This window comes from Saccharomonospora sp. (assembly GCF_027317685.1).
In the GTDB taxonomy this organism is placed as follows: domain Bacteria; phylum Actinomycetota; class Actinomycetes; order Mycobacteriales; family Pseudonocardiaceae; genus Saccharomonospora.
This window is the reverse complement of record NZ_DAHVQP010000108.1, coordinates 1-23,628: the sequence shown is the minus strand read 5'-3', so window position 1 is coordinate 23,628 and position 23,628 is coordinate 1. Positions and strand designations below refer to the sequence as shown.

At 67.5% G+C, this 23,628-nt stretch carries 21 protein-coding genes and 1 tRNA gene; 14 read left to right on the top strand and 8 right to left on the bottom strand.

Annotation, left to right across the window (positions count from 1 at the left end; genetic code table 11):
- The first annotated feature begins 909 nt into the window (after positions 1 to 909).
- Positions 910 to 1,338 carry a NucA/NucB deoxyribonuclease domain-containing protein gene (locus M7H19_RS18640; protein ID WP_363321372.1) on the top strand — a complete coding sequence of 143 codons (429 nt, stop codon included), beginning with the start codon at positions 910 to 912 and terminating at the stop codon, positions 1,336 to 1,338.
- Positions 1,339 to 1,385: 47 nt separating this feature from the next.
- On the top strand, positions 1,386 to 1,898 hold the full coding sequence (locus tag M7H19_RS12260; protein ID WP_298180907.1) for a hypothetical protein: 513 nt from the start codon (positions 1,386 to 1,388) through the stop codon (positions 1,896 to 1,898).
- Positions 1,899 to 2,279: 381 nt separating this feature from the next.
- On the opposite strand, the gene M7H19_RS12255 is transcribed toward M7H19_RS12260, so the two are convergent.
- Together M7H19_RS12255 and M7H19_RS12250 are read right to left on the bottom strand one after the other, a co-directional pair.
- Positions 2,280 to 2,353: transfer RNA gene (locus M7H19_RS12255), tRNA-Pro, on the bottom strand.
- Positions 2,354 to 2,455: 102 nt separating this feature from the next.
- Positions 2,456 to 4,405, bottom strand: coding sequence for an aconitate hydratase (locus M7H19_RS12250; RefSeq protein ID WP_298180906.1), 1,950 nt, complete (start codon positions 4,403 to 4,405; stop codon positions 2,456 to 2,458).
- Between the two features lie 303 nt (positions 4,406 to 4,708).
- Here M7H19_RS12250 and M7H19_RS12245 point away from each other — a divergent pair, with 303 nt between their 5' ends.
- On the top strand, positions 4,709 to 4,894 hold the full coding sequence (locus M7H19_RS12245; protein ID WP_298180905.1) for a hypothetical protein: 186 nt from the start codon (positions 4,709 to 4,711) through the stop codon (positions 4,892 to 4,894).
- The gene (locus tag M7H19_RS12240) at positions 4,894 to 6,033 is read left to right on the top strand and encodes a serine hydrolase domain-containing protein (RefSeq protein WP_298180904.1); all 1,140 of its coding nucleotides are present in this window, start codon (positions 4,894 to 4,896) and stop codon (positions 6,031 to 6,033) included. The genes M7H19_RS12245 and M7H19_RS12240 overlap by 1 nt, the downstream gene beginning before the upstream one ends.
- A 46-nt stretch (positions 6,034 to 6,079) precedes the next feature.
- Here M7H19_RS12240 and M7H19_RS12235 read toward each other — a convergent pair whose 3' ends face one another.
- Positions 6,080 to 8,176, bottom strand: coding sequence for a prolyl oligopeptidase family serine peptidase (locus M7H19_RS12235; RefSeq protein ID WP_298180902.1), 2,097 nt, complete (start codon positions 8,174 to 8,176; stop codon positions 6,080 to 6,082).
- A gap of 165 nt (positions 8,177 to 8,341) precedes the next feature.
- Between M7H19_RS12235 and rocD the strand changes: the two genes are divergently transcribed.
- Entirely contained in the window at positions 8,342 to 9,592 is a 1,251-nt protein-coding gene (gene rocD / locus M7H19_RS12230; RefSeq protein ID WP_298180901.1) for an ornithine--oxo-acid transaminase, read from the top strand.
- Complete coding sequence (locus M7H19_RS12225) at positions 9,589 to 10,221, top strand: phosphatase PAP2 family protein (RefSeq protein WP_298180900.1); 633 nt, start codon at positions 9,589 to 9,591, stop codon at positions 10,219 to 10,221. Before rocD ends, M7H19_RS12225 begins: the two co-directional genes overlap by 4 nt.
- Here the strand turns inward: M7H19_RS12225 and zapE are convergent.
- Positions 10,172 to 11,221 carry a cell division protein ZapE gene (gene zapE / locus M7H19_RS12220; RefSeq protein ID WP_298180899.1) on the bottom strand — a complete coding sequence of 350 codons (1,050 nt, stop codon included), beginning with the start codon at positions 11,219 to 11,221 and terminating at the stop codon, positions 10,172 to 10,174. The genes M7H19_RS12225 and zapE overlap by 50 nt on opposite strands.
- Before the next feature lie 56 nt (positions 11,222 to 11,277).
- Here zapE and M7H19_RS12215 point away from each other — a divergent pair, with 56 nt between their 5' ends.
- Positions 11,278 to 12,051 carry a pyrimidine reductase family protein gene (locus M7H19_RS12215; protein WP_298180898.1) on the top strand — a complete coding sequence of 258 codons (774 nt, stop codon included), beginning with the start codon at positions 11,278 to 11,280 and terminating at the stop codon, positions 12,049 to 12,051.
- A gap of 84 nt (positions 12,052 to 12,135) precedes the next feature.
- Positions 12,136 to 13,683, top strand: coding sequence for an alpha/beta hydrolase (locus M7H19_RS12210; protein WP_298180897.1), 1,548 nt, complete (start codon positions 12,136 to 12,138; stop codon positions 13,681 to 13,683).
- Positions 13,684 to 13,750: 67 nt separating this feature from the next.
- Here the strand turns inward: M7H19_RS12210 and M7H19_RS12205 are convergent, their stop codons facing one another.
- Positions 13,751 to 14,605 carry an endonuclease/exonuclease/phosphatase family protein gene (locus M7H19_RS12205; RefSeq protein ID WP_298180909.1) on the bottom strand — a complete coding sequence of 285 codons (855 nt, stop codon included), beginning with the start codon at positions 14,603 to 14,605 and terminating at the stop codon, positions 13,751 to 13,753.
- A 118-nt stretch (positions 14,606 to 14,723) separates the two neighbouring features.
- Here M7H19_RS12205 and M7H19_RS12200 point away from each other — a divergent pair, with 118 nt between their 5' ends.
- From M7H19_RS12200 to msrB, 5 genes are all read left to right on the top strand, one after another.
- Positions 14,724 to 16,037, top strand: coding sequence for an AMP-binding protein (locus M7H19_RS12200; protein ID WP_298180896.1), 1,314 nt, complete (start codon positions 14,724 to 14,726; stop codon positions 16,035 to 16,037).
- A 71-nt stretch (positions 16,038 to 16,108) separates the two neighbouring features.
- On the top strand, positions 16,109 to 16,792 hold the full coding sequence (locus M7H19_RS12195; RefSeq protein WP_298180908.1) for a TVP38/TMEM64 family protein: 684 nt from the start codon (positions 16,109 to 16,111) through the stop codon (positions 16,790 to 16,792).
- Positions 16,793 to 16,914: 122 nt separating this feature from the next.
- Complete coding sequence (locus M7H19_RS12190) at positions 16,915 to 18,435, top strand: serine/threonine-protein kinase (protein ID WP_298180895.1); 1,521 nt, start codon at positions 16,915 to 16,917, stop codon at positions 18,433 to 18,435.
- Between the two features lie 44 nt (positions 18,436 to 18,479).
- Positions 18,480 to 18,779, top strand: a complete 300-nt coding sequence (locus M7H19_RS12185; protein WP_298180894.1) for a hypothetical protein — start codon at positions 18,480 to 18,482, stop codon at positions 18,777 to 18,779.
- 10 nt (positions 18,780 to 18,789) lie between these two features.
- Positions 18,790 to 19,215, top strand: coding sequence for a peptide-methionine (R)-S-oxide reductase MsrB (gene msrB, locus M7H19_RS12180; RefSeq protein WP_298180893.1), 426 nt, complete (start codon positions 18,790 to 18,792; stop codon positions 19,213 to 19,215).
- Positions 19,216 to 19,291: 76 nt separating this feature from the next.
- Here the strand turns inward: msrB and hemQ are convergent, their stop codons facing one another.
- Genes hemQ through hemE form a run of 3 tightly spaced genes read right to left on the bottom strand, consistent with a single transcriptional unit; the run spans position 19,292 to position 22,492 of the window.
- The gene (gene hemQ / locus M7H19_RS12175) at positions 19,292 to 19,984 is read right to left on the bottom strand and encodes a hydrogen peroxide-dependent heme synthase (RefSeq protein WP_298180892.1); all 693 of its coding nucleotides are present in this window, start codon (positions 19,982 to 19,984) and stop codon (positions 19,292 to 19,294) included.
- 4 nt (positions 19,985 to 19,988) lie between these two features.
- The gene (gene hemG, locus M7H19_RS12170; RefSeq protein WP_298180890.1) at positions 19,989 to 21,434 is read right to left on the bottom strand and encodes a protoporphyrinogen oxidase; all 1,446 of its coding nucleotides are present in this window, start codon (positions 21,432 to 21,434) and stop codon (positions 19,989 to 19,991) included.
- Positions 21,431 to 22,492, bottom strand: coding sequence for a uroporphyrinogen decarboxylase (hemE, locus tag M7H19_RS12165; protein ID WP_298180889.1), 1,062 nt, complete (start codon positions 22,490 to 22,492; stop codon positions 21,431 to 21,433). Before hemE ends, hemG begins: the two co-directional genes overlap by 4 nt.
- Before the next feature lie 98 nt (positions 22,493 to 22,590).
- Here hemE and M7H19_RS12160 point away from each other — a divergent pair, with 98 nt between their 5' ends.
- Complete coding sequence (locus M7H19_RS12160) at positions 22,591 to 23,145, top strand: DUF3000 domain-containing protein (protein WP_298180888.1); 555 nt, start codon at positions 22,591 to 22,593, stop codon at positions 23,143 to 23,145.
- Positions 23,146 to 23,628: the final 483 nt, after the last annotated feature.

Genomic DNA, 23,628 nt, shown 5'->3' with positions numbered 1-23,628 from the left:
CCACAAGAGCAGCGGGATCTCCTCGTCCACATCGGTACCCGCATCCTCGAGGATGCCCCTGCGGGATGGAGCCGCCTGACCTACCGGGTCCACACCGTCGTCGAACACGGGACCAGCGAGCTCATCGTCTAAGGCTCATTTCACAGTTGCATCACACCAGATTGGTGCATTCTTGCCAATTCCCCAGAAGGAGGTAGCCTTGCGAAGATCTCAGCCGCGGAGGAAGTTGATTTTTAGCCTCCTATCGGTCATCACGATTTCAACCGCGACACTGACAGCCGGAAGCGCGGCAGCAATTCCCAGCGACAGCGATACAACACGAGATGACTCGTTCGAATATAAACTCGACGCCGATTACTGGTTTCCACAAGAGGATTGCGACACCGTAACCCAGGAAATACAACAAGGCATACTTAGCGGAACCGCCGACGAAGGCTCGATAGCCTGCCTTTCCTATGTCAACGCCGCGGACGATCACACTTCCCCGACTGCTGTTATCCCAGCCCCCGGCTGGTGCACGCGTGACGTAGTCACTGTGACGAGAACAGAAGCGTGCGGCATGAGGATTGGAAAAATCACCGTAACAAATCTAAATGATGGTAAGGTCACCGGGGAACTGACCTACGGTCAGGTAATTTACGCCTTCACTTCAGCGAGCTCAACCAACTGGCAATTCCAAGCGACCCTCGGCGAGGTATCTGCCTGGGGAACAGCACTGGGCACAACAATATCTGGCACCAGTTGGTGCGAAGGGGTCTGCACCACGGGACCCAAAGTTGGCCGACCAAGCAGCTCTCTCCTGGCACGACTTACGAAGGTTACGCAAGCGCTAACGCCACAGTGCCCAACCGGGGCGATATTGGCGCTACCGTGATTCACACTACGCTCACCACGTCTAACCCGCAGTGGATGAGTCCTCGCACAGCCAAAACCCAGACTGCTCCAGTCCGATGTGACAACATGCTCCCTGGCCGCGGTCCTGGCTGTGTATTCGAGGTAATCCCTGAGTTGAACTACTCTCTGAGTGGACCGTATCCCGAACTTGCAGCTCACATCCGAGACGCTCAACAGTCGGGCCTGCCTGGCGGCAGCTCAACTCGACCGCTGCACCGACTGACCGACTCGGATATGCGCGAGAAAAATCGGAATACGTCATGTCCTAGCAGCCTTACTCGGCCACCAGGGACAGATTGCGACGAATATCCCTTCGCGTCCACCTGGGAAGGCGCAGCAACGGGGTCCGGCGGGTTTAGCAGGCGCTTCATTGACAGCACACAGAACCGGCTGGGTGGCAGCGCATTGGCCACCTTCTATAATAAGAACCGAGTGATCGAGTAAGACGCTTTCACTGTGGTGATCACCCCATGATGAGGTAAGGAGCCGTTTTGGATACGCCGGTGAGGAAATCGACATTGGAACTAGATCTGACCTACCATCAGATCGTTATTGAGGAATTCAACATGGACGGCATGGTTGACGCATCGCTAGCCATCCATAATGGCCTGGTAGGCGTAGAACTAGGCCGAGCAGTCGTCCTCACCGGCGTTCACACAGGGAGCGTCGTTGTTACAGTCGAGCTCTTCGAGAGCGAACCAGCTCTTGGAGAGCTCGATGCCTGGGACGAAATCGTAGACGTAACACTCGATTCTCCACGTGGACAACTCGTCATACACGGACTTATGAGCGACATTCCCGAAGAGCTGCCCATCTTGTCTCATCATGGTCCGGGAATCTATCGACTCCGCGTTTACGCGCGTGGGCGGGACCAAGCCATAAATTCCACTGACGAAACGATAGAGTGCTACAGATTTGAGATATGGCCTTCTCATGCACTACCAGAGCTCATTCACAAGCAATCGGACAATTACGGCAGTGAAGTCCGGTCGCGGGGAAGTTAAGACCACCTCTTAAGCGCCGAGGCGAGTGTAGTCGCCGCATTCCCACGGCTGCTGCCCAACAGACTGGTCAGCGCGGCGAGATTGCCCCGGAGTAGAGGAAGGTTGACGCACTCCTCGAACACTCACCGTGGGCCAGCACCAGAGGTCTGTCGGGACGGCTGCCGACGGGCTTCGAGATCGAGCGTTGTCATCCGCGATCTCGGCCATCCTTAGGCAGCCATCATCCAAGCCACCGTCGGGGCCTCGCCAGGGCGGTAGTCACCCACCTAGTCACTCAGTACCCAGACGGCGCGCTCTGCATCCGAACCGACTCACCACAAACAACGCAGAAAAAGGGTCTCTGAGCTGCAGGTTTCCGCTGCCCAGAGACCCTCATGACCGTCGGGCTGACAGGATTTGAACCTGCGACCCCTTGACCCCCAGTCAAGTGCGCTACCAAACTGCGCCACAGCCCGGCCGCCACCCTCTTCGTGGTGACGCGAGATAGCTTACCGTGTCCCTTTCGCGCCTCGCACCGGGGGTGCCGCGTGCGGCTTGGGCCGGGGTCGCCTTCGCCGTCACGAGCGGGCTAGCAGCGGGATTCGGCCGCCGGCGAGCACGGCGTCCATCTGGCGCTGCGACAGTCGGTGGTGCACGCGGTAGCTCTCGTCCTTCGTCCGGTTGTGGACGGTCAGCTCGGGGCTCGTCGCGAACTCGTCGCGCAGGTTCTCCAACGCCAGCACGTCACCCTGGTCGATGCGGTCGTAGTCGGCGGGGTCGGTGAACTCCAGCGCGAGGATGCCGAAGTTCGCGAGGTTCTGCCAGTGGATACGCGCGAACGACTTGGCGATGACGGCCTTCAACCCGAGGTAACGAGGAGTGATCGCGGCGTGCTCACGTGACGAGCCCTGTCCGTAGTTGTCGCCGCCCACCACGAGGTGTCCGGTGTCGGTGTGTTCCTTCGCCCGGTCCGGGTACGTCGGGTCCACCTGGTCGAACGTGAACTCCGCCAACTGCGGCACGTTCGACCGATACGGCAGCGCTCTCGCCCCCGCGGGGGAGATCTCGTCGGTGGAGATGTTGTCGCCCACCTTGAGCAGCACGGGAGCCTCGACACTCGTCGGCAGCGGCGGGAAGTCCGGCAGCGTTGAGATGTTGGGGCCCTTGACCAGCTGTTCCCTACGGGCCTCCTCGGGAGGCAGTGGCGGCACCAGCATGTCCGTGTTCACCGTCGCCCGCTCGGGCAATGGTAGGTCCGGATAGTCCTGGCCCAACTTGTCCATCAGCTCCCGCGGATCGGTGATCACACCGGTAAGCGCGGAGGCTGCGGCCGTCTCGGGCGAACACAACCACACCGCGTCCTCGCGGGTGCCGCTTCGACCCGGGAAGTTACGGGGAAACGTGCGCAGGGAGTTGTGCCCCACCGCGGGGGCCTGCCCCATGCCGATGCACCCCATACAACCCGCCTGATGGATACGCGCCCCCGCCGAGATCAGGTCGAACGTGCCGCCCATCTTCGTGAGGTCGGCCAGGATCTCCCGCGACGTCGGGTTGACGTCGAAACTCACGGAATCGTGGGCCTGCCGCCCCCGCATCATGGCGGCGGCGATGGCGAAATCACGCAGTCCGGGGTTGGCCGACGATCCGATGACCACCTGACCGATCTCCGTTCCCACCACCTCGCGCACGGGAACCACGTTGTCCGGTGAGGACGGTTTCGCGACCAGTGGTTCTATTGTGGACAGATCGATCTCTTCGGTGATGTCATAAGTGGCGTCCGGGTCGGCCAAGATCTCCCGGTAGTCGTCCTCCCTGCCTTCGGAACGCATGAACTCGTACACCGCAGCATCGGACGGGAACACGGTGGTGGTCGCACCCAGTTCCGTGCCCATGTTGGCGATCACGTGCCGATCCATCGCCGACAGAGTCGCCACGCCCGGCCCGTAGTACTCGATGATGCGGTTCAACCCGGCTTTGACGCTGTGCCTGCGCAGCATCTCCAGGATGATGTCCTTCGCCGACGTCCACGGGGGCAGCTCCCCGGTCAGCCGCACGCCCCAGATCTCCGGCATCCGCAAGTACACCGGTTCGCCCGCGATCGCCGTCGCGGCCTCCAGACCACCCACGCCGATCGCCAACATGCCCATCGACCCCGACGCAGGTGTGTGCGAGTCGGAGCCCACCATGCTTTTGCCCGGGATGCCGAACCGCTGCATGTGCGTGGGGTGCGACACACCGTTGCCGGCCTTGGAGTACCAGATGCCGTACCGGCGGCAGGCCGACCGCAGGTAGGCGTGGTCCTCCGCGTTCTTCTCATCGGTCTGCAACAGGTTGTGGTCGACGTACTGGACGCTGACCTCCGTGCGCGCACGGTCCAGTCCGAGCGCCTCCAGCTCCTGCATCACGAGCGTGCCCGTGGCGTCCTGGGTAAGGGTGTGGTCGACCCGCAGGGCGATCTCGGTCCCCGGCTCCATGCTGCCGTCGACGAGATGGTCCTCGATGAGTTTGTGCGACACCGTTTTGCCCATACCCCCGACTACCCTCGGGAAGGACTCGGCAACCGTGCCACGCATGTTCCGTGGCCTCGGGTCGCAAGCTGCCCACCGTGGCGAACGCGCTGGTGACCACGACGTTCGATCTTGGGATGCCGCTGGCCGGGCACGGATGGGGGCATGTTCTTTCGGCGGAAAGCGAGCCGTCGGAGCGCTACCCGAGCTCGTCGCGCTCGGGTAGCGGCATCCTCGACGTCCTCGGTGTCCTCATCGGGCTCCTCCACACCCCGGCCGGTTTTGCTACTGTCGGAATCGGACTGTTGACGTGGCGTCAAAACGGTGGTCGCGGTCACGGTCAACGTTGGGGGCCGGATATGGGTGGCCGACGGCCACGACGAGGGTGCCCGCGTCGACCATTTCCGTGCCGACGGCGCGCGGTTCGCGTTCGAGGCGAACGCTTCCCGCCGGACGAGCACCGTCGACGCCCCGGCGCATCGGACGCCGACGACCGGGGAGGAACCTTAGTGAAGTCTTTACGCATTCCCGCACTCGGGGCGGTCCTGTCACTCGCGGTCACCGCCTTCGTCGGGCCTTCCGTCGCAGCGGCGTCCGAGACGGAGACCGCCGCCGAGATCCTGCGAGCAGGAGCCGAACGCGGCGTCGACAACGGATACCCCGGGGTCATCGGCCTGGTTCGCGACGATGCGGACACCGAATACGTCCACGCCGGGCGCGGGGACTGGTACAGGAAAGTCCCCGCCGACCCGGAAACCCGGTTCCGGATCGGCAGCAACACCAAGGCGTTCATCGCCGCCGTGCTGCTCCAGTTGGAAGCTGAGAAGCGACTTTCACTCGACGACACCCTCGACACGTGGTTGCCGAGAGTGGTCGACACAGGTGACCACGACGGTTCGGCGATCACCGTCCGGCAGCTGCTCAACCACACCTCCGGACTGCCGGAGTACATGAACGATCCTCGGGTCCTCGTGTCCTACACCGCGAACCTCAACCCCCACAAGCGGTGGCGACCACAGGAGCTCGTGGACATCGCTCTCGACCACGCGCCGACCGGTGCACCCGGAGAGCGGCCCAGCTACTCCAACACCAACTACCAGCTGGCGGGCATGGTGATCGAAGCCGTCACCGGCAACTCACCCGACCTCGAGGTCCGGGAACGGATCCTCACCCCGCTGGGGCTGCACGACACCGACTTCCCCACCGACCCCGAGCCACAGGGCGATTGGTTGCGCGGTTACTTCCGGGTCGGCGGACTGCCGCCGCGCGACGTGACGGTGTCCAACGTGCAGGCGACCGGAGCCGCGGGCGCGATGGTGTCCACTCTGGATGACCTGGCGAGGTTCGAGCGCGCGTTGCTGTCGGGCGAGTTGTTCCCCGAGCCCCAGCTGGCCGAGTTGAAGAACATCGTGCCGATCACCGAGGACGGGTCCGGCGGCATAGGACTGGGTGTCTTCCTGACGGAAACCCGGTGTGGTCCGGCATGGCAGCACTCCGGGGCGGTCCTCGGCTACACCACGTTGTGGTTGACGAGTGACGACGGCAGCAAGCAGGTCGTCGTGGCCGCCAACGAATACCACCTGATCGGCGGTACCCCACGCGAACAGCATGTCGCCCAAGCCGCTCTGGACGCCTACTGCGCGCTCTGAGAGCGAGACGAGGGCCCGTGCCCATGCTGGGCACGGGCCCTCGCTGTCAGCCCTCCACGCCCAGTTGTCGTTTGAGCCAACGCACCTGCGTCAGCATGAGGTTCTCCGCGACCTCTTCGGCCTGTGGGGTCATGTGGGTGGCTCCGACCAGCGGCAGGAACGTGTGGTCGCGACCGGACGCCAGGAGTGCCGCCGACAGTCGCAAGGCATGGGCGACGAAGACGTTGTCGTCGCCGAGGCCGTGCACGAGCAACAGTGGCCTGCGCAGTGACGGCGCGTCGGCGATCAGTGAGTTCCGTTCGTAGACGTCCGGGTTGTCGTCCGGATGTCCGAGATAGCGCTCGGTGTAGGCGGTGTCGTACAGGGACCAGTCGGTCACGGGAGCACCCGCCACGGCCGCGTGGAACACGTCGGGCCTGCGCAGCACGGCCAACGCCGACAGGTAGCCGCCGTAGGACCAGCCGCGGATGGCCACCCGGTCGAGGTCCAGTAGGTTCGGGTACCGCTCGGCGACGGCGTGCAACGCGTCCACCTGATCGGCCAACGTGACGTCGGCGAGCGCGTGGTACACCTCTTTCTCCCACGCCGGCCCACGTCCCGGAGTTCCCCGCCCGTCGGCGACCAGGACCGCGAATCCCTGGTCGGCCAGCCACTGCGAGGTGAGGAAGCTGTTGCGACTCTGCAACACCCGCTGTGCGTGCGGACCACCGTAGGGGTCGAGCAGCACCGGGAGTGGACCGTCGGCGGAGGCACTGTCGACGTCCCGTCCGGTGGGTAGCACGAGCGCCGCCCGCAGAGCACGTTCACCGACGGTGAGCCACACCGGCTTGGGCTCCAGCCCGGGCTCCATCGGATACGACGCGATCTCGGCGACCGGCTCACCGTCCCGCAGTACCGAGACCTTCGGCCCGCTGTGGTCGAGACTCCAGCTCGACAGCACCGTCGTGTCCGCGGTTCCCGCGCCGATGTGTACCCCGTCCACTCGGGACAAACATTGCACCTCACCGACCGAGGTGCGGTAGACGTGGATCTGCGTGGGATCGTCCGCCGAGGCGGAGAACAGCACCTCGTCGCCCACGTGGAGTACCGACCGTACCTGCAGTCCGACAGGGGTCACCGGTTCGCCGTCCACGAGCACGCGGTAGGTGTCGTCGCGGACACCCACGTGCACCAGCCTGCCCTCCGGAGTCCACGCGGGAACGCCGGTGACGATCTCCACCCAGTGCCGGTCCTCCTCGGAGCGCAGGAGGCGGGCCGAGCCGCTCTGCGGGTCGAGCGTGTAGAACTCGAGCCGCCGCTGGTCACGGGGTTGCACCGCGATCAGCGGCGGTCCCGCCGCCGACCAGTGCACGGCCACGAGGTATTCCCAGTCGCCGTGCTGTACGTCCACTCTGCTGCCGTCGAGACCGAGGAACGACAACGAGACCGAGGCGTTGCGTGTCCCCGCCGCGGGATAGGCGACGGTGGTGGCGGGTGACGCCGGATTCGCCGGGTCGGCGATGGTCCACGTGGGTACCTCGGCGCGGTCGGTGCGCTGCACGAGCAGGCACCGCCCGTCGGGCGACCACCAGTAGCCGCGCGTCCTGTTCAGTTCCTCGGCGGCGATGAACTCCGCGAGCCCCCATGTGACGTCGGGTCCCTCGTCGGGGATCAGGGCGCGGTCCGCGCCGGAGGCCAACTCCACCACCCGCAGCCTGCGGTCGCTGACGTACGCGACATGCGTCCCGGTGGGGTCGGGCCGCGGATCGACCACGGACGCGTCCACGAGCAACCGCACGTCACCGCTGTCGAGATCGGCCGTGTAGAGCTTGCCGGACAGGGAGAACGCCGCCACTCGGAACGCGTTGTCGGTGGCATAACCCACCACGCCTCCGGAAGTCTCCCTCGTCCGCTCGCGGCGGGCGCGTTCCTCGGCGGGCAACTCCTCCTCACCGGGTAGCAGCTCGGCGGCGTCGACCACAACCGATTCCTCACCGGTGCGCATGTCGAGCAGGTACAGGCTGTTCCGCCGGTCGGTCGCCGTCCGTGAACGTTGGAACAGCACCCGGCTGCCATCCGGGGAGACGCGGAAGTTCTTCGGCGTTCCGAGCGTGAAACGCTGGGTCCGGGCCTGTCGGCGCAGGAAAGAGAGATCGTCGGTCACGGAAAGGTACTGTCGCAGATCCCACCGACGTCACGCCACCGCCACATCCGCCCTACGGAAGATGCAACGATCCGTATCCATTGCCGCCCGAATACGCAATGAACGACGAACTCAGGCAATGTTTATCGGATGATTTCGCCGCCCTTCTCGACCTAATCTGAACGTATGACAACGTTCGCCGACAGGCCCACCGACACCGACAGCACCGCCGGCACCGCTCCGGCCGAGTACATAGTCTTGGACGAGCGCTGGAGCACGCACAACTACCACCCACTGCCCGTCGTGATCGCCGAGGGTGAGGGCGCGTGGGTGACCGATGTACGGGGCGAACGTTACCTCGACTTCCTGTCCGGCTATTCGGCGTTGAACTTCGGCCATCGCCACCCCGACCTGGTGAGGGCCGCCGTCGAACAGCTCGAGCGCGTGACACTGACCTCGCGCGCGTTCCACCACGACCAGCTCGGGCTGTTCTGCCGTGAGCTGGCCGAACTCACCGGCACCGAGATGGTGCTGCCCATGAACTCCGGTGCCGAGGCCGTGGAGTCCGCGCTCAAGGTCGCCCGGAAATGGGCCTATCGTGTGAAGGGCGTCCCCGACGGGGAGGCGCAGATCGTGGTCGCCGGTTCCAACTTCCACGGCCGCACCACGACCATCGTGTCGTTCTCCACCGACGAGGACGCGCGTGCCGACTACGGCCCGTTCACCCCGGGCTTCGTCGTGGTCCCCTACGGCGACGCGAAGGCCCTCGCCGAGGCCATCACCGACCGCACCGCGGCCGTGCTGCTGGAGCCGATCCAGGGTGAGGCCGGCGTGATCGTGCCGCCGGACGGCTATCTCGCCGAAGCGCGCAGGCTCTGCGACGAGGCGGGTGCGCTGCTCATCGCCGACGAGATCCAGTCCGGACTGGCCAGGACGGGCACGGTGTTCGCGCTGGACCACGAACGGGTCACCGCGGACCTCTACACGCTGGGGAAGGCGCTCGGCGGCGGCATCATGCCGGTGTCGGCAGTGGTGGGCCGTGCCGACGTGCTCGGAGTGCTGCGGCCCGGTGAGCACGGTTCCACGTTCGGCGGCAATCCGCTCGCCTGCGCGGTGGGTCGCGCGGTCGTGCGACTGCTGTCGACCGGAGAGTTCCAACAGCGGTCGACGTCTCTGGGCGCCCGCCTGCACGAACGACTGTCCGAACTCGTCGGCAACGGTGTCACCGCGGTACGAGGACGAGGCCTGTGGGCGGGTGTGGACCTCGCCGCCGACGGCCTGTCCGGCCGTGAGGCCGCGGAGGCGTTGCTGAAGCGCGGCGTGTTGTGCAAGGAGACCCACGGTCACACGCTGCGTCTGGCTCCCCCGCTGGTGATCGAGGAAGCCGACCTCGACCGGGGTGTCGACGCGCTCGCCCAGGTCGTCGGACGGGAGTGAACGGGGACCGCACCTCCGCTGCCCCGCACGTCCTCGCGACACTGTGTGGGGCAGCGGCGTTCCTGCTGGGGCTGGTCGTCGCCGGGGAGCGTGTTCCGACGGGTCTCGACCGGGCGTTCGAAGCCGGTGTCGAGGACGCGTTCGACGGGTTGTGGGTGCTGCACGTACTGGTGGCGCCGACGGAGCCGTGGGCCGTGCTGGCCGTCCTCGCCGTGGTGACGGTGACCGGGCTGTTCCGCCGTCGCCTCGACCTCGCGGCGCTCGCCGTCCTGGCGCCCGCCTTGGCCGTGGGACTCAACACGGTCGTGCTCAAACCGTGGTTCGGCCGCTACTACGACGACCATCTCGCCTACCCCAGCGGACACACGGTGAGCCTCGTGGCGACGGTGACCGTGGTGGCGCTCGCCGTGTCGACCACGCGCACGCGCGTTCTCACGCTCGTCGTCGGGGCGGGGCTCATCGGTTGCGCGGCGGTCGGTATGGCCGGGCTCGGCTACCACTACGTCACCGACGTCGTGGGCGGTGCGGCCACGGCCGTCGCGGTGACCCTGGGCACGGCACCACTGGTGCGGGCGACGGTCACGCCCTGGCCCCGGACGGGTCGACGGCGTCGCGAGCCAGTGCGGTGAGCCGACTCACGGCCCGCAGGTACTTCTTGCGGTAGCCGCCCGCCAACATGTCCTCGTCGAACAGCTCGCCGAGCGAACCACCCGAGACCAACACCGGAACGGCACGGTCGTAGAGGCGGTCGGCGAACGCCACCAGCCGCAACGCGATGGCCTGGTCGCTCGCGGGCCGCACCCCACGCAGGTGTACGGCCGACACGTCGTCCACCAGCCGCCCGTACCGGGACGGATGCAGATGCGCCAGGTGGTCGCAGAGCTCGTCGAAGTCGTCGAGCGTGGCGCCGGGCCACGCGTTCGCCGACTCCGTCAGCTCCTCGTCGCTCAACGGCTCGGGCGGCTCGGGAAGGCCCCGGTGCCGGTAGTCGGGACCGTCCACCCGGACGACGTCGAACTTCGACGACATCGACTGGATCTCGCGCAGGAAGTCCTCGGCGGCGAACCGGCCCTCACCGAGTTTGTCGGGCAGCGTGTTGGACGTGGCGGCGACGAACACTCCCGCCTCGGTCAGCTCCCGCAGCAGGCGGGTGACGAGCATCGTGTCGCCGGGATCGTCCAACTCGAACTCGTCGATGGCCAGCAGACGGTGCCCGGACAACCTCCGGACCGCCTCGTCGAACCCGAGCGCGCCCACCACGTGGGTGAGCTCCACGAACGTCCCGTACGCCTTCGGCCCCGGCACCGCGTGCCAGATGGACGCCAGCAGATGGGTCTTGCCGACCCCGAATCCTCCGTCGAGGTAGAGCCCGGACCGTTGTGCGGGCTGTTTACGGCCGCCGCGCCCGAACAACGCGCGCCAGCCCTTCGACGTCCCGCCCCCGGAGTCGGCCACCCGTTCGGCGAAACGGGAGCACGCGGCCACGGCCTCGGCCTGGCTCGGCTCGGCCGGGTTCGGCACGTAGGTGGCGAACCGCACACCGTCGAACCGCGGTGGGGGTACCAGTGTCGAGACCAGTTCGTCCGGGGCGATCTCGGGATGGCGGGAGGTCAGCTGCTCGGTCGGCATACGGATCAGCGTATGTGTCGCCCCCGAAGAGGCCGCGTGGGTCGTCTCATGTTGTGATGGCCGTTGTGCACCGCCTTCTGCCCACTCCGGTCGAGCTCTCGTCGCTGACCGATGCCGAACTGGAACGTCTCTACGACTATCCACCCGACCTCACGCGCCCATGGGTGCAGGTGAACTTCGTGTCCTCGGCCGACGGCGCGGTGTCGGTGTCCGACCGGTCCGAAGGGCTGTCCCATCCCGCGGACAAGCGGGTGTTCGGGTTGGGTCGCGACCTCGCGGACGTGATCCTCGTGGGCGCGGGCACGGCCCTGACCGAGCGGTATCGGGGAGTGAAGGCCCGCGAGCTACGGGTCGAACGCAGGCGCAGGCTGGGGTTGGGCGACCTGCCACCCATCGCGGTCGTCACGGGGCGCTGCCGGATCACTCCGGAGGACCTGCTCGTGACCGACACCACGGTCCCTCCGATCGTGATCACCACCCGGCAGGCGCCACGACACCGCAAGGACGCTCTCACCGCGGCCGGGGTGGACGTGATCGAAGCGGGCGACGACGTCGTGGACCCGCACACAGCGCTCGCGGCACTCGCCGAGCGCGGCCTACGCCGGGTGGACTGCGAGGGCGGGCCCCAATTGTTCGCGACCTTGGTGGCGGCCGACCTCGTGGACCAGCTGTGCCTCACGATCGCCCCACTGCTCGCGGGTGCCGGCGCGGAACGCATCGTCTCCGGGACACCGAGCCCGCTGCCACGGACACTGCGGCTCGAATCGGTACTGCACGAGGACGGTTTCCTGATGCTGCGGTACCGCAGGACCGACCGGCACGATGGGTGAGGCCCCGCTCACGTGCGCCTCACCGCTGCCGTGACAAGGTTGTGTGTCGAGAAGGTCAGCAGGAAGAGAGAGGGCCTGTTTTCCGTGCCGCGCCGTGGTCGTGCTCGTCGACAGCTCGTCGTGTCCGCGCTGGTGGGGCTGCTCGCCATGGGCTGCACCGCGGGGCCGTCGACGCGGCCCGCGGTACTCGAGAACGACGGCGGCCCCGCGCCGTCCACCACCACCGAGACCTCACGCGACGTACCACTGCCGGATCTGGCCGAGCCGCAGGAGTCGTCGCTGGAGTGGCAGGAATGCGACCCACAGCTGCTGCAGGGACTGGAGCGCGGGGACGATGCGCCGAGTGTGTCGTGCACTCGCGTGATGACACCGCTGGACGCCCCCGGTCTGCCGGGGCTGGGACTCACCCGGATCGCCCTCACCAAGGTCGGCGACGGTTCCATACCCCTGGTGGTATTGAACGACATCGGTGGTGAACCGGGCACCCGGTACGCGGTGCGGTTGGCCGAGACGTTGCCCGACGAGATATTGGCGACATTCACCCTGATCGGTGTCGACCGTCGGGGCACGGGGTCCTCCGAGCCCGTTCAGTGCATCCCGGCCGAGGAGCGGGGGACTCTTCTGGGCCACGACCCCACGACCACCGTGGACCCACTCCTCGATGCGGCCAGGACCGCGGGCCAACAGTGCGCCCTCAACCTGGAGGACGTCCAAACCGCATTCGATAGCTGGCGCACTGCTGGTGATCTGGACGAGTTGCGGGCGCGGCTCGGTGTCCCGCGGCTCAACATCCTGGCCCACGGAGAGGGGTCGACGCCCGCTGCCTACTACGCCGCGCGGTTCCCCCAACGCACGGGGCGCGTCGTGCTCGACGGTGTGCCCGATCCGTCGACCGATGTGGCCACCGAGCTCGGCGACGTCGCTGCCGCGGCGGAAGCCACATTGGATCAGTTCGCCGCCGACTGCACCGACCGGGGTTGTCCGCTCGGTGAGGACGTCCGCGCCGCCGTGACCTCCCTCGCCGACGACGCCCGCGCGTCTCCGCTGACGGTGGGTGAACACCGGATGAGTTCGGCGCTCGTACTCCGCGCCGTCCTCGCCGGACTGGCACAACGGGACCGCTGGCCGGAATTGGCTGACGCGATCGCGGCGGCACGCAAGGGTGACGGCGAAGCACTGTTCGGCTTCGTGGAGCCGTGGCTCGCGGACACCGACCGGTGGAAGGCCAGGGTGGACGGTGTTCTCGTCACTCACTGCAACGACACCGAGGCTCGACTGCCCAGCGACCGACTCCGGGAGGTTTCGCGTCGGCTAGGCAGCGAACATCTCGTGTTCGGTGCCGTGGTGGCTCAGCAGCTCGCGTGGTGCAGCCCGTGGCCCAACCGTCAGGAGGAGACACCGGAGATCGGCTCTCCCGATGCCCCGCCGATCCTGGTGCTCAGCACCGCGACCGACCCGATCACGCCCGAGAAAGGCACCATCCACGCGGTGGAGCAGATCCCGGGCGCGGTGCGGGTCGCCTGGCAGGGCGCGGGACACGGTGCGCTCGGGTCCGGCTGTGTCGCCGACGAGGTCACCAAGTTCCTCGTCGACGGGGTCGTGCCGCAGGACGGCACTCTGTGCCCGGCCTGACCCGGCCTGACACTGCTTTTACCCGAGCCCGCACCCACGCCCTCGCCCACGCGGTGTCACCGAGCCGTCACCGCAGGAGAAGCGTGGCGACCACGGGGCGGTGATCGGAGGCCTCGACGGCGGGAACGGACGCGTTCAGCACACGCACGTCACCGCCCACGGTGATGTAGTCGATCCGTTTGGTGGGGTCCTCGGCGGGATACGTCAGCCCGCCCTCTCGACCGCCCCAGGCGTCGCGTAGGCGCTCGAACAGCGGTGCCAGTTCCGGGGCCGCGGGTTCCGCGTTGAAGTCGCCCAGCAGCAACTGGTGGGCCCGGGGCGGGTCCTGCCGGAGGATATCGAGTGTCTCCGCGACCTGGCGGCTCCGGATGGTCGGATCGGGCCGGTAGTCGAGGTGCGTGTTGTAGACGTGCACCGGCATGCCGCGCACCGACACGACGACCTCCGCGAAACCCGGCATGGGTTCCGGTTTCGCATCGGGGTCCACGGTCGACGAACGGGTGATTTCGTGGTTGGTGGCCGACAGGATCGGGTGACGACTCAGTACGGCCACGCCGTAGCGGCGACGCTCCTTGTATCCGGGCGCGGGATCGAGGTCGTAGATCGGTGCGAAGTACACCGACATCCCCGTCAGCCGTGCCAGTTCGGTCGCCTGGTCGGCGTAGCCACTGCGGTCGGCCCAGTGCACGTCGACCTCCTGCAGGGCCACCACGTCCACGTCCGCCTCACTGATCACCGAGGCGACCCGCCCCAGGTCCGCCGCGCCGTCGGCACCGATACCGGTATGGATGTTGTAGCTCATGACGCGCAGCACCCGGGGGCCGTGGCCGGGCCCGGCCGAAGCCGCACCGGGCGAGGTGAGCACCGTGGTGAGAAGGACCGCGACGACGACCGCGACGGCCGCCACCGTGGTCCGCGACATCTCCGGCCGACGAAAGCGGCGAGTGGACTTGTGGACATGGTGAATCGGCATGTCCAGACCTTAGTGCGCACCGGTTCGGTCTTGACTGAACTCGAGGCAGATGTTTCTCTGACGGTCGGTGAATCTTCTGTCGTTGCTCGCAGGCCAGACCAAGAGCGACCCGCACGCCATCATCGCGATCGACGCCGATCCGGACCAGCCCCAGCATGTCAGCCGTGCCGAGTTGTGGCGGCGCACGCTGCAGTTGCGGGCTGACCTCGCTACGGCGGGTGTCGGACGCGGTGACGGTGTGCTGGTCGCTCTGCCCGCGTGGTCGTCGGCGTTGGAGTGGTACATCGCCGTCGCCTCGCTCGGGGCGTATGCCGTCGGCGTCGACCCCGGTGCCGACGACGATCCGGCCGTGTTGCCGGACGAATTCGTCGAGGTGCTGCGCAGAGTGCGGCCCAAGGTCGTCGCCGCGCCGTACACGGGCCACGACGATGCCGGTGCCTCACTGCGGGAGGCTCTCCGTCGCTGCGCTGCGCACGGCGGCGCTCCCACCGTGTCCGTCGTCACAGCACCGGGGCGGGTGCCGCCGGTCGATCCGTCGCCCTACGACGTGGGCGCGGGCGCGTGGCTACCCAGCGCCGCCACGGCGGGGATGCCGATGCCCCCGGTGGAGGGGGACGAACTCGCGGTGGCCTTCCTGCCCGGCCTGGCGGCACACCGTGAGTCAGCGCTCACGCGGCACGCCCGGGACCTGGCCTCGGCACTCGGCCTCGGTGATGACGACGTCGTGCTGTGCGCGCGGCCCACGTGCGACCCGATGTGGCTGGCGTTCGCGTTCGCCGCCGTCGCGAGTGGGAGCGCATGCCTGCTCGACCCCACACCCACTCCACGGACGTTGCTCGACGAGGTGGTCCGCTTCGGGGTCACTCATCTCGCCGCCGACGACCGCCTCGTGGGGGCTCTGGCCGAGCTCGGCCCGGTGGAGGGGAAGGCCATGACCTCGTGGCGCTGGCTCGGTGTGGTCGGTGACACGGATACGGCGTCGAATGCGGTGCGCCGGGCACAGCAGGTGTTCGGGATCAGCGGCACCGCCATGTACGGGTCGGCCGAGGTGTGCTCCCCCGCCACGCTGTGGCCGGTCGACGCTCCCCTCGACACACGCGCGCAGTCGGGCGGCACACCGATCGGGGACGGTGTCGAGGTGCGAATCGCCCATCCCCGCACGAGCACTCCCTTGGCATCCGGCGAACTGGGCGAGATCCAGTTCCGCGGTCACACCGTCGTCGACTCGTACCTCGATTCGCCCGACACGTTGGACCGACGCCGCACGGCCGACGGCTGGTTCCGCACGGGCGACGCCGGAGCTCACGATCCCGGCCGTGGCCTGCGACACACCGGCCGTCTCGTCGGAGACACGGCGGGCACGGGGGACACGAAGGACTGACCCCTCCGGTCGGATGGTGTGGACCGAGACAGGAGCCGCCGCATCCGTCGTCTACCGTGATCAGCGTGCGGATGACGGCCAAGGTGATTGCAGGGTTCGCCGTCGTCGGCGCCCTCGCTGTCGTCGCTGTGCTGGTACCGGTTCCCGGACCCGCACAGCTGCGGATGTGGGCGGAGGGGCTCGGCGGTGTCGGCGTCGTCGCGTTCTTCGCGGCCTACGCGGTCCTCACCGCGGCACCGATCCCACGCACGGTGTTTAACCTCGCCGCGGGACTGTTGTTCGGGGAGTTCGTCGGCGTCTCGATAGCACTCGTGTCAACGATGCTGTCCGGTCTGCTCGGCTTCCTGCTCGCACGGTCGTTGGGACGGGAGGTGGTGTTGCGTCAGTTGCACCGCAGGCCGGTCAAAGTCGTCAACGACCGCCTCGCCCGTGGTGGCACACTCGCCGTCGCGTCACTGCGCCTCATCCCCGTGATCCCGTTCGCGCCGTTGAGCTACCTCTGCGGTGTCTCGTCACTCCCACTGCGGCCCTATCTCGTGGGCACCGTGGTGGGCAGTTTCCCCGGCACGGTGGCGGTAGTGGTGCTCGGTGACGCGCTCACCGGAACCACACCACCCGCGTTAATCGTTTGCTATGCGACGTTCGCGTTGCTGGGCGCACTGGGCGTGCTGTGGGCGACACGAACAGCGAAGCCGAAAACCGTTGCGGTTTCGGAGGATTCGTCCTTGGAGCGAGCCGACCCGCCCGGCGGTTGACGTCGGCGTCGGCAGCCGTACCGGTACACTCGATAGGTGTGCGGGTCACAGTTCTGCCGCACCCGCTGCCAGTTCACGATCGCGGAATGTAACCGAGGAGTAGTGTCATCAACACCGGTCAATTGATCGCAGGTCACTATCGCCTCGTCGAGCACATCGGAAGCGGTGCCATGGGCATCGTGTGGCGTGCTATCGACGAACGCCTCGAACGTTCCGTCGCCGTGAAACAGATCATCGCGCAACCCGGCCTGTCCGACGCCGAGCGCGACACCATGCGGCAGCGCGCCATGCGTGAGGCACGTAACGCGGCCCGCTTCCAACACCCCAACGCGATCGTGGTGTTCGACATCGCCGAGCACGAGGGCGATCCGTGTCTGGTGATGGAGTATCTCCCCTCACGGAGCCTGTCCGCGATCCTCACCGAGTACGAAACACTGCCGGTACCCGAGGTGGCGCGTATCGGCGAGCAGGTGGCATCGGCACTCATCGCCGCACACCGCGCGGGCATCGTACACCGTGACATCAAACCAGGAAACATCCTGATCGACGACAACGGTGTCTGCAAGATCACCGACTTCGGCATCTCCCGCGCCAGCGGCGACCTCACGCTCACCCAGACGGGATTGATCGGCGGCACCCCCGCATATCTCGCACCGGAGCTGGCCAGAGGCGCCGACCCCAAGCCCAGCTCGGACGTGTTCGCTCTCGGCGCGACGCTGTACCACGCGATCGAGGGTCTTCCGCCGTACGGCGACAACACCAACCAGCTCGCCCTGCTCTACGCCGCCGCCAGCGGAAAGATCAACCCGCCCCAGCAGGCCGGTCCCGCCACCGCACTGCTGATGCGGCTGCTCAGTCCGGAGCCCGAGGACCGGCCGAGCATGACGGAAGCGCGCGACAAACTCGCCCAACTGGCCTCCGGGCAGTCCAGCGTCGCCGCGGCCGTCGCGCCTCCGGCCCCCAAAGAACAGACGCGCGAGATGACCGCCACTCCGGCCACCCCGGCGAGTCCACCGCCGTGGCGCCGTGACGCCCCGCCTGAATCGGCCCCGCAGGAACCGGCCGCTTCGGCGGCCGGCGCATCGCCCGCGCCCAGCTCCCCCTCGGATGGGGGGAGACGGAAGAACCTGATTTTCGGAGCCGTGGCCGCTGTAGTACTCGTCGTCGCGGCGGGACTGGTGATCGTGCTGACCAGTGGCGGCGAGGACGAGGATCCGCAGGCCGGTCCGAGCTCGTCCCAGTCACCCAGCGCGCCCCAGACACCGACCTCCGAGCAGGCACCGCCGAGTTCCGAGGCCGAGATCACGGAGTACCGCAGGGCGGGCGACCTCCTGGTCGACTATTACTACGACAACGGGCAGGGGCCGAGCGCCCACTGGCACCTGCTGACACCTCACTCCCAACAGAAGTACTTCGGCAGCCGGGAAGAGTACGACGCGTACTGGTCCAAGCACACGATCAAGAACGTTCGGAAGGCCGTCGCGGTCGAAGGCAATCCCAAGAACTCAGACGGCTCACTCAACATGGTCGTGAGCGTCGACTTCGGCAACGGCCTGGAGCCGATCTACATGCGCGTCCTCATGCTGGACGGCAAGCTGATGCTCGACGGCGACCCTCGACCGGAAACCAACCAACAGCTCTGACATTCGCCCTGTAGCACGGGGTTCGGGTGTCTTACCGTGGAGATATGACCGAGAATCCGGGCGCCGAACGTCACCCTCGGTTCAACGACGACCTCGTTGGGCTGGATCCGAACGACCCCGAGGCACAGGCGTTCGCCGAGCACCTGGACCGGATGCAGCGCTGCGACCCCGCATTCACGGTGGAGGGTTCATTACGGGGTGTCGCCGAATTCGCCGACGGCAGCAACCGCGCCGGGGGCCTGCGCTGGTGGGCGGCCGTGCTCATCGTGTGCCTGATTCTCATCGGCGTGCTCATGAGCGCGTGGGACACCCTGGGCGATCTTTTCGCCTGGCTCGCGGGGTAACCTGGAAAACATGGAGTCCAGCACCGAACAAACTCCGAAGGTCGTCAAGTCCGAGCAGGAATGGCGTGCTCAGCTCAGCCCCGAGGAATATGCGGTGCTGCGCCAGGCCGCCACGGAACGGCCCTTCACCGGCGAGTACAACGACACGAAAACCACGGGTGTGTACACCTGCCGTGCGTGTGGCGCCGAGCTGTTCCGCAGCGACACGAAGTTCGAGAGCCACTGTGGCTGGCCGTCGTTCTACGACCCGGCCGACTCCGACGCCGTGCTGCTGCGTGAGGACCGCTCACTGGGCATGGTGCGCACCGAGGTGTTGTGCGCCTCATGCCACAGCCATCTCGGCCACGTCTTCGAGGGCGAGGGCTTTCCCACGCCGACCGACCAGCGGTACTGCATCAACTCGGTCGCACTGCGCCTGGTGCCGACCGAGGACTGACGACCAGCGTGCAGCCCTCGGCGGCTTTCCGGGAGACCGGCGCCCGGCCCGGGTGTACGCCTGCGCGGCGTCGCCGTCACGGCAGGTTGAGCACCAGCTCGTTCGGCTGCACCCGGGTGCCGGTGTAGAACGGTATCTCCACGCGCACGTGCCTGCGGGCCTCGGTCGCCCGGAGATGGCGCATCAGGTCGACGATGCGGTGCAGTTCGTCGGCCTCGAACGCGAGAATCCACTCGTAGTCCCCGAGCGCGAACGACGCGACTGTGTTGGCGCGCACGTCCGGGTAGTCACGTGCTTCCTTGCCGTGCTCGGCGAGCATCTTCCGCCGCTCGTCATCGGGCAACAGGTACCAGTCGTACGAGCGCACGAACGGGTACACGCACACGTACTTACGCGGCTCCTCGCCCGCGAGGAACGCGGGAATGTGGCTCTTGTTGAATTCGGCCGGACGGTGCAGGGCGAACTGGCTCCACACCGGTGTCGACACGCGGCCCAGCGGCGTGCGACGGAAACCGGTGTAGGCGGCCTGTACCTGCTCGACCTCCTCGGCGTGCCACCAGATCATGTAGTCGGCGTCGGCGCGCAACCCCGCGACGTCGTACACGCCGCGCACGACAATACCTTTGTCCTCGAGAGCATCGATATAGGCGGCCGTCTCGGACGCTGCCTGCCCACGGTCATCCCCGAGCGCACCCGGCTCGACCCGAAACACCGACCAAGCCGTGTAGCGGATGGTGTTGTTCAGTTCATCGAAGTTCAACCGCGCCATGACCTCATTGTCCCACTACACGGCGGACGGCCGCGTCCCCGGTGGCCACACATGCGGGGATCCCCACACCGTGCAGTGCAGCACCGGCGACCGCGAGCCCGTCGAGCCGGGCGACGGCCCGCTCGATACGCGCGACGCGATCGACGTGGCCCACGCCGTACTGGGGCAGTCCCCCACCCCAGCGCATGACGAGAGTCTCCACCGGAGGCTCGGTGATGCCGGTCAACTCGGCGAGGTCGCGGCGGACGCGTTCGACCAGCTCGTCATCGGAGACCTGTAGTGTGCTCGGCTCGCCGAACCGGCCGACCGACCCCCGGATCAGCACCGGCTCGTGCGGTCTGTCGTGATGTCCCCATTTGCGTGCAGAGAAGGTGAAGGCCTTCGCCGTGAACCGGGTGCCGTCGGCGTGCCGTTCCCGCTCTCCGATCAGCACTCCCGATGACGGGGGCAGTTCTGTGCCGGGAGGCAGTGCCAGCGCGACGACCGCCATCGACGCCAGCTCCATCTCGGCGTACGCGGACGCCGCGTCGGGAGCCACGGAGGCGAGCAGCCTGCTCGCCGCGGGCGGGGGTACCGCGAGCACCACCGCGTCGGCCTCCAGGTCGGCATCGACGGGCGCGTGGGAGGGAGCCGCGGCCCCGGTGCGCAGTAGCCACCCGCCGGAAGACCGCCGGACGAGTTCGCGCACAGGTCGGCCGAGGCGGAGTTCGGCGGCGCTGAGCTCGGCGAGCCGGTTCACGAGGTCACCGAGGCCTCCCCGCAGCGTCGCGAACACGGGGGCCGTGCTGGGTCGTTCCGGCAGTGTCCTGCGCACCGCCTCCGTCAGCGACGTCGCACCGGCGTCCACTGCCGCGGCCACGGCGGGCAGGGTGGCGCGCAGGCCGAGGCCGTCCGCTCCCCCCGCGTAGACGCCGCCCAAAAGCGGGTCGACGAGCCTGTCCACCACCTCGTCGCCGAACCGGCTCCGCAACAGTTCACCCAGGGACACGTCGTGATCCGGCAGCGACAGCGGCGGGCCGGAGGCTTCCTCTGCGACCGCCCTGACGCCGTCGTCGGACAGCACGCCCGCCACCGCCTCGGCCGAAGCCGGGATGCCCATCACCGTGCCCTTCGGCATCGGCACCGTGCGCCCCAACGCACGGATGGTGGACGAAGCGGATGTCGGGTGCACGAGGTCGTCGCCGAGGCCGAGCTCGCGTATCAGCGCCACCGCCTCCGGGCGTCTGGCGAGAACCGCCTCCGGCCCCACGTCGAACCGTCGTCCGGCCAATTCCACGGTCCGCACCTTGCCACCGGCGACAGACGCCGCGTCGCACACCGTGATGCGTGCCTTCGCCCCCAGTTCGGTACGAAGCCGCCAGGCGGCGGTGAGGCCGGCGACCCCCGCCCCGACCACCACCACCCGGGCCGGGCGGGTTCCCCGCACATCGCCTTCGGCGTTCTCCCTCACAGGCTGTGCACCAACTCCACGATTCGGGACAACACCTCCGGATCGGTCTCCGGAGGCACGCCGTGTCCGAGGTTGAAGATGTGCCCGCCCGCGGCACGTCCCTCGGAGACGACACGGCGGGTCTCGGCCTCGATCACCGACCACGGGGCCGTCAACAGTGCCGGGTCGAGGTTGCCCTGCACCACCGGCGCCGGACGGTCGGGAGTGGCCAACCTGCGCACGGCCTCGTCCAACGGCACCCGCCAGTCGATGCCCACCACGTCGGCGTCGGCGTCCCGCATGTCCGGCAGCAGTTCACCGGTACCCACTCCGAAGTGGATACGTGGCACGCCGTAGGAGGCGACGCCCTCCAACACCGTGGTCGAGTGCGGCAGCACGAATTCCCGATAGTCCCGGGGCGACAACGCGCCCGCCCACGAGTCGAACAGCTGAATGGCGTCCACACCGGCGTCCAGCTGAACCCGCAGGAACGTCAGCGCGGTCCGCGCGAGCGCTTCCGCCAGTTCGTGCCACAGCTCGGGCTCACCGTGCATCAGCGCCTTGGTACGGGCGTGGTTCTTGCTCGGTCCGCCTTCGATCAGATAGGACGCCAGCGTGAACGGTGCCCCGGCGAAGCCGATCAGCGGGGTCCGACCGAGCTGTTCCACCAACAGCCGCACGCCGTCTGCGACCGGCTTCAGCTGTTCCGGGTCGAGCTCGGGCAGAGCGGCCACGTCGGCCCGCGAACGTACCGGGTTCGCCACCACGGGGCCCGTGCCCGCCACGATGTCGATGTCCATCCCCGCCGCGTACAGCGGCACGACGATGTCACTGAACAGGATCGCGGCGTCCACTCCGTGTCTGCGCACCGGCTGCAGCGTGATCTCAGCGAGCAGCTCGGGGTCGAGACAGGCGGTGAGCATGGGCACGCCCTCCCGGATCTTCCGGTATTCGGGCAGAGACCGTCCCGCCTGACGCATGAACCACACGGGGACGTGCGCGGGCGTGCCACCCCGCGCGGCGACGAGAAGCGGCGCATCGGAGAGGTCTCGACGGGCCGACGCAGGAGAAGTTGTCATCACCGACAATCGTGCCATGTCGCTCCGGACGGGCCGCCCCCCGGCGCGCCTGTCCCCGAACGGTGCACTCCGCGTCTTACAGTCGGATGGTGACCTCGATGACCCAGGCGCCCGAGGAGTTCCGTGCCGCTGTCGCCGCGTTGCGTTCCGTCACACCGCGGCCCGAGGTGACACTGGAGCCGATCAAGGCTCCCCGGCGTCTGGCGCCGTGGACGTTCGCCCTCGCGGCCGAGACCACCGGACCCGACGACGTGCCCGCCACAGGACGGCTCGTGCTGCTGCACGACCCGGACGGCCAGGACGGTTGGAACGGCGTGTTCCGCCTCGTCGTCTACATGCGAGCGGAATTGGACGCCGAACTCGCCACCGACCCGTTCCTGCCCGACGTGGGGTGGTCGTGGCTCACCGATGCCCTCAACTCCGCGGGAGCGTCGTGGACAGCGCTCGGTGGCACGGTGACCGAGACCTCGTCCGCCCGGTTCGGCGACATCGCGGGTCCCGCACGCACCGATGACATCGAACTGCGGGCGTCGTGGACGCCGACGAACACCGATCTACGGCCGCACGGCGAGGCGTTCTCGTTGGCTCTGTCTCACTACGCGGGCCTCCCGCCCGTCGGGGTCACCGTGTTCGGCCAAGGACGCGGCCGCTGAGGGATCGGATCCTCCGTCCGACATTCCACGGCCGCCTCGGAAACGATTTCTCCGCCCTGCCGCCGGCCGGCGATCACGGGCCCGTCATACTGTTTTCCGTGCTGACTCTTCTCTGACGTAAGGAGAGGTTCGGTCCTCCCGCGACACTCCCTCCCGCCCCCGGCGAGACCGAGCGACCGGTCGCCGCACTGTCTGCACAGGGCAGATGCACGCGCGCCCGATGGTCGGAAACCCTTCTACATCGTCGACGGAGCGCAGGCCGTTAACCACTTTCTGTATAAGAACCCGAATGCGCTATAGAAAGCGCAACGAGTCATTACCCGATAGGGATAGATCCTCGACTAATGCCCCCACTGACCCACTTGGGCGGCTAGAGTGCTTTCGACGACACCACTTTCGGTCTAAGCTGGCGCGGCTGATTGGCCGAAAGTCCCGGTGCCGGTCGGGGGGCACGACCGACTCCAGGGAGGTAGTGACGTGGCT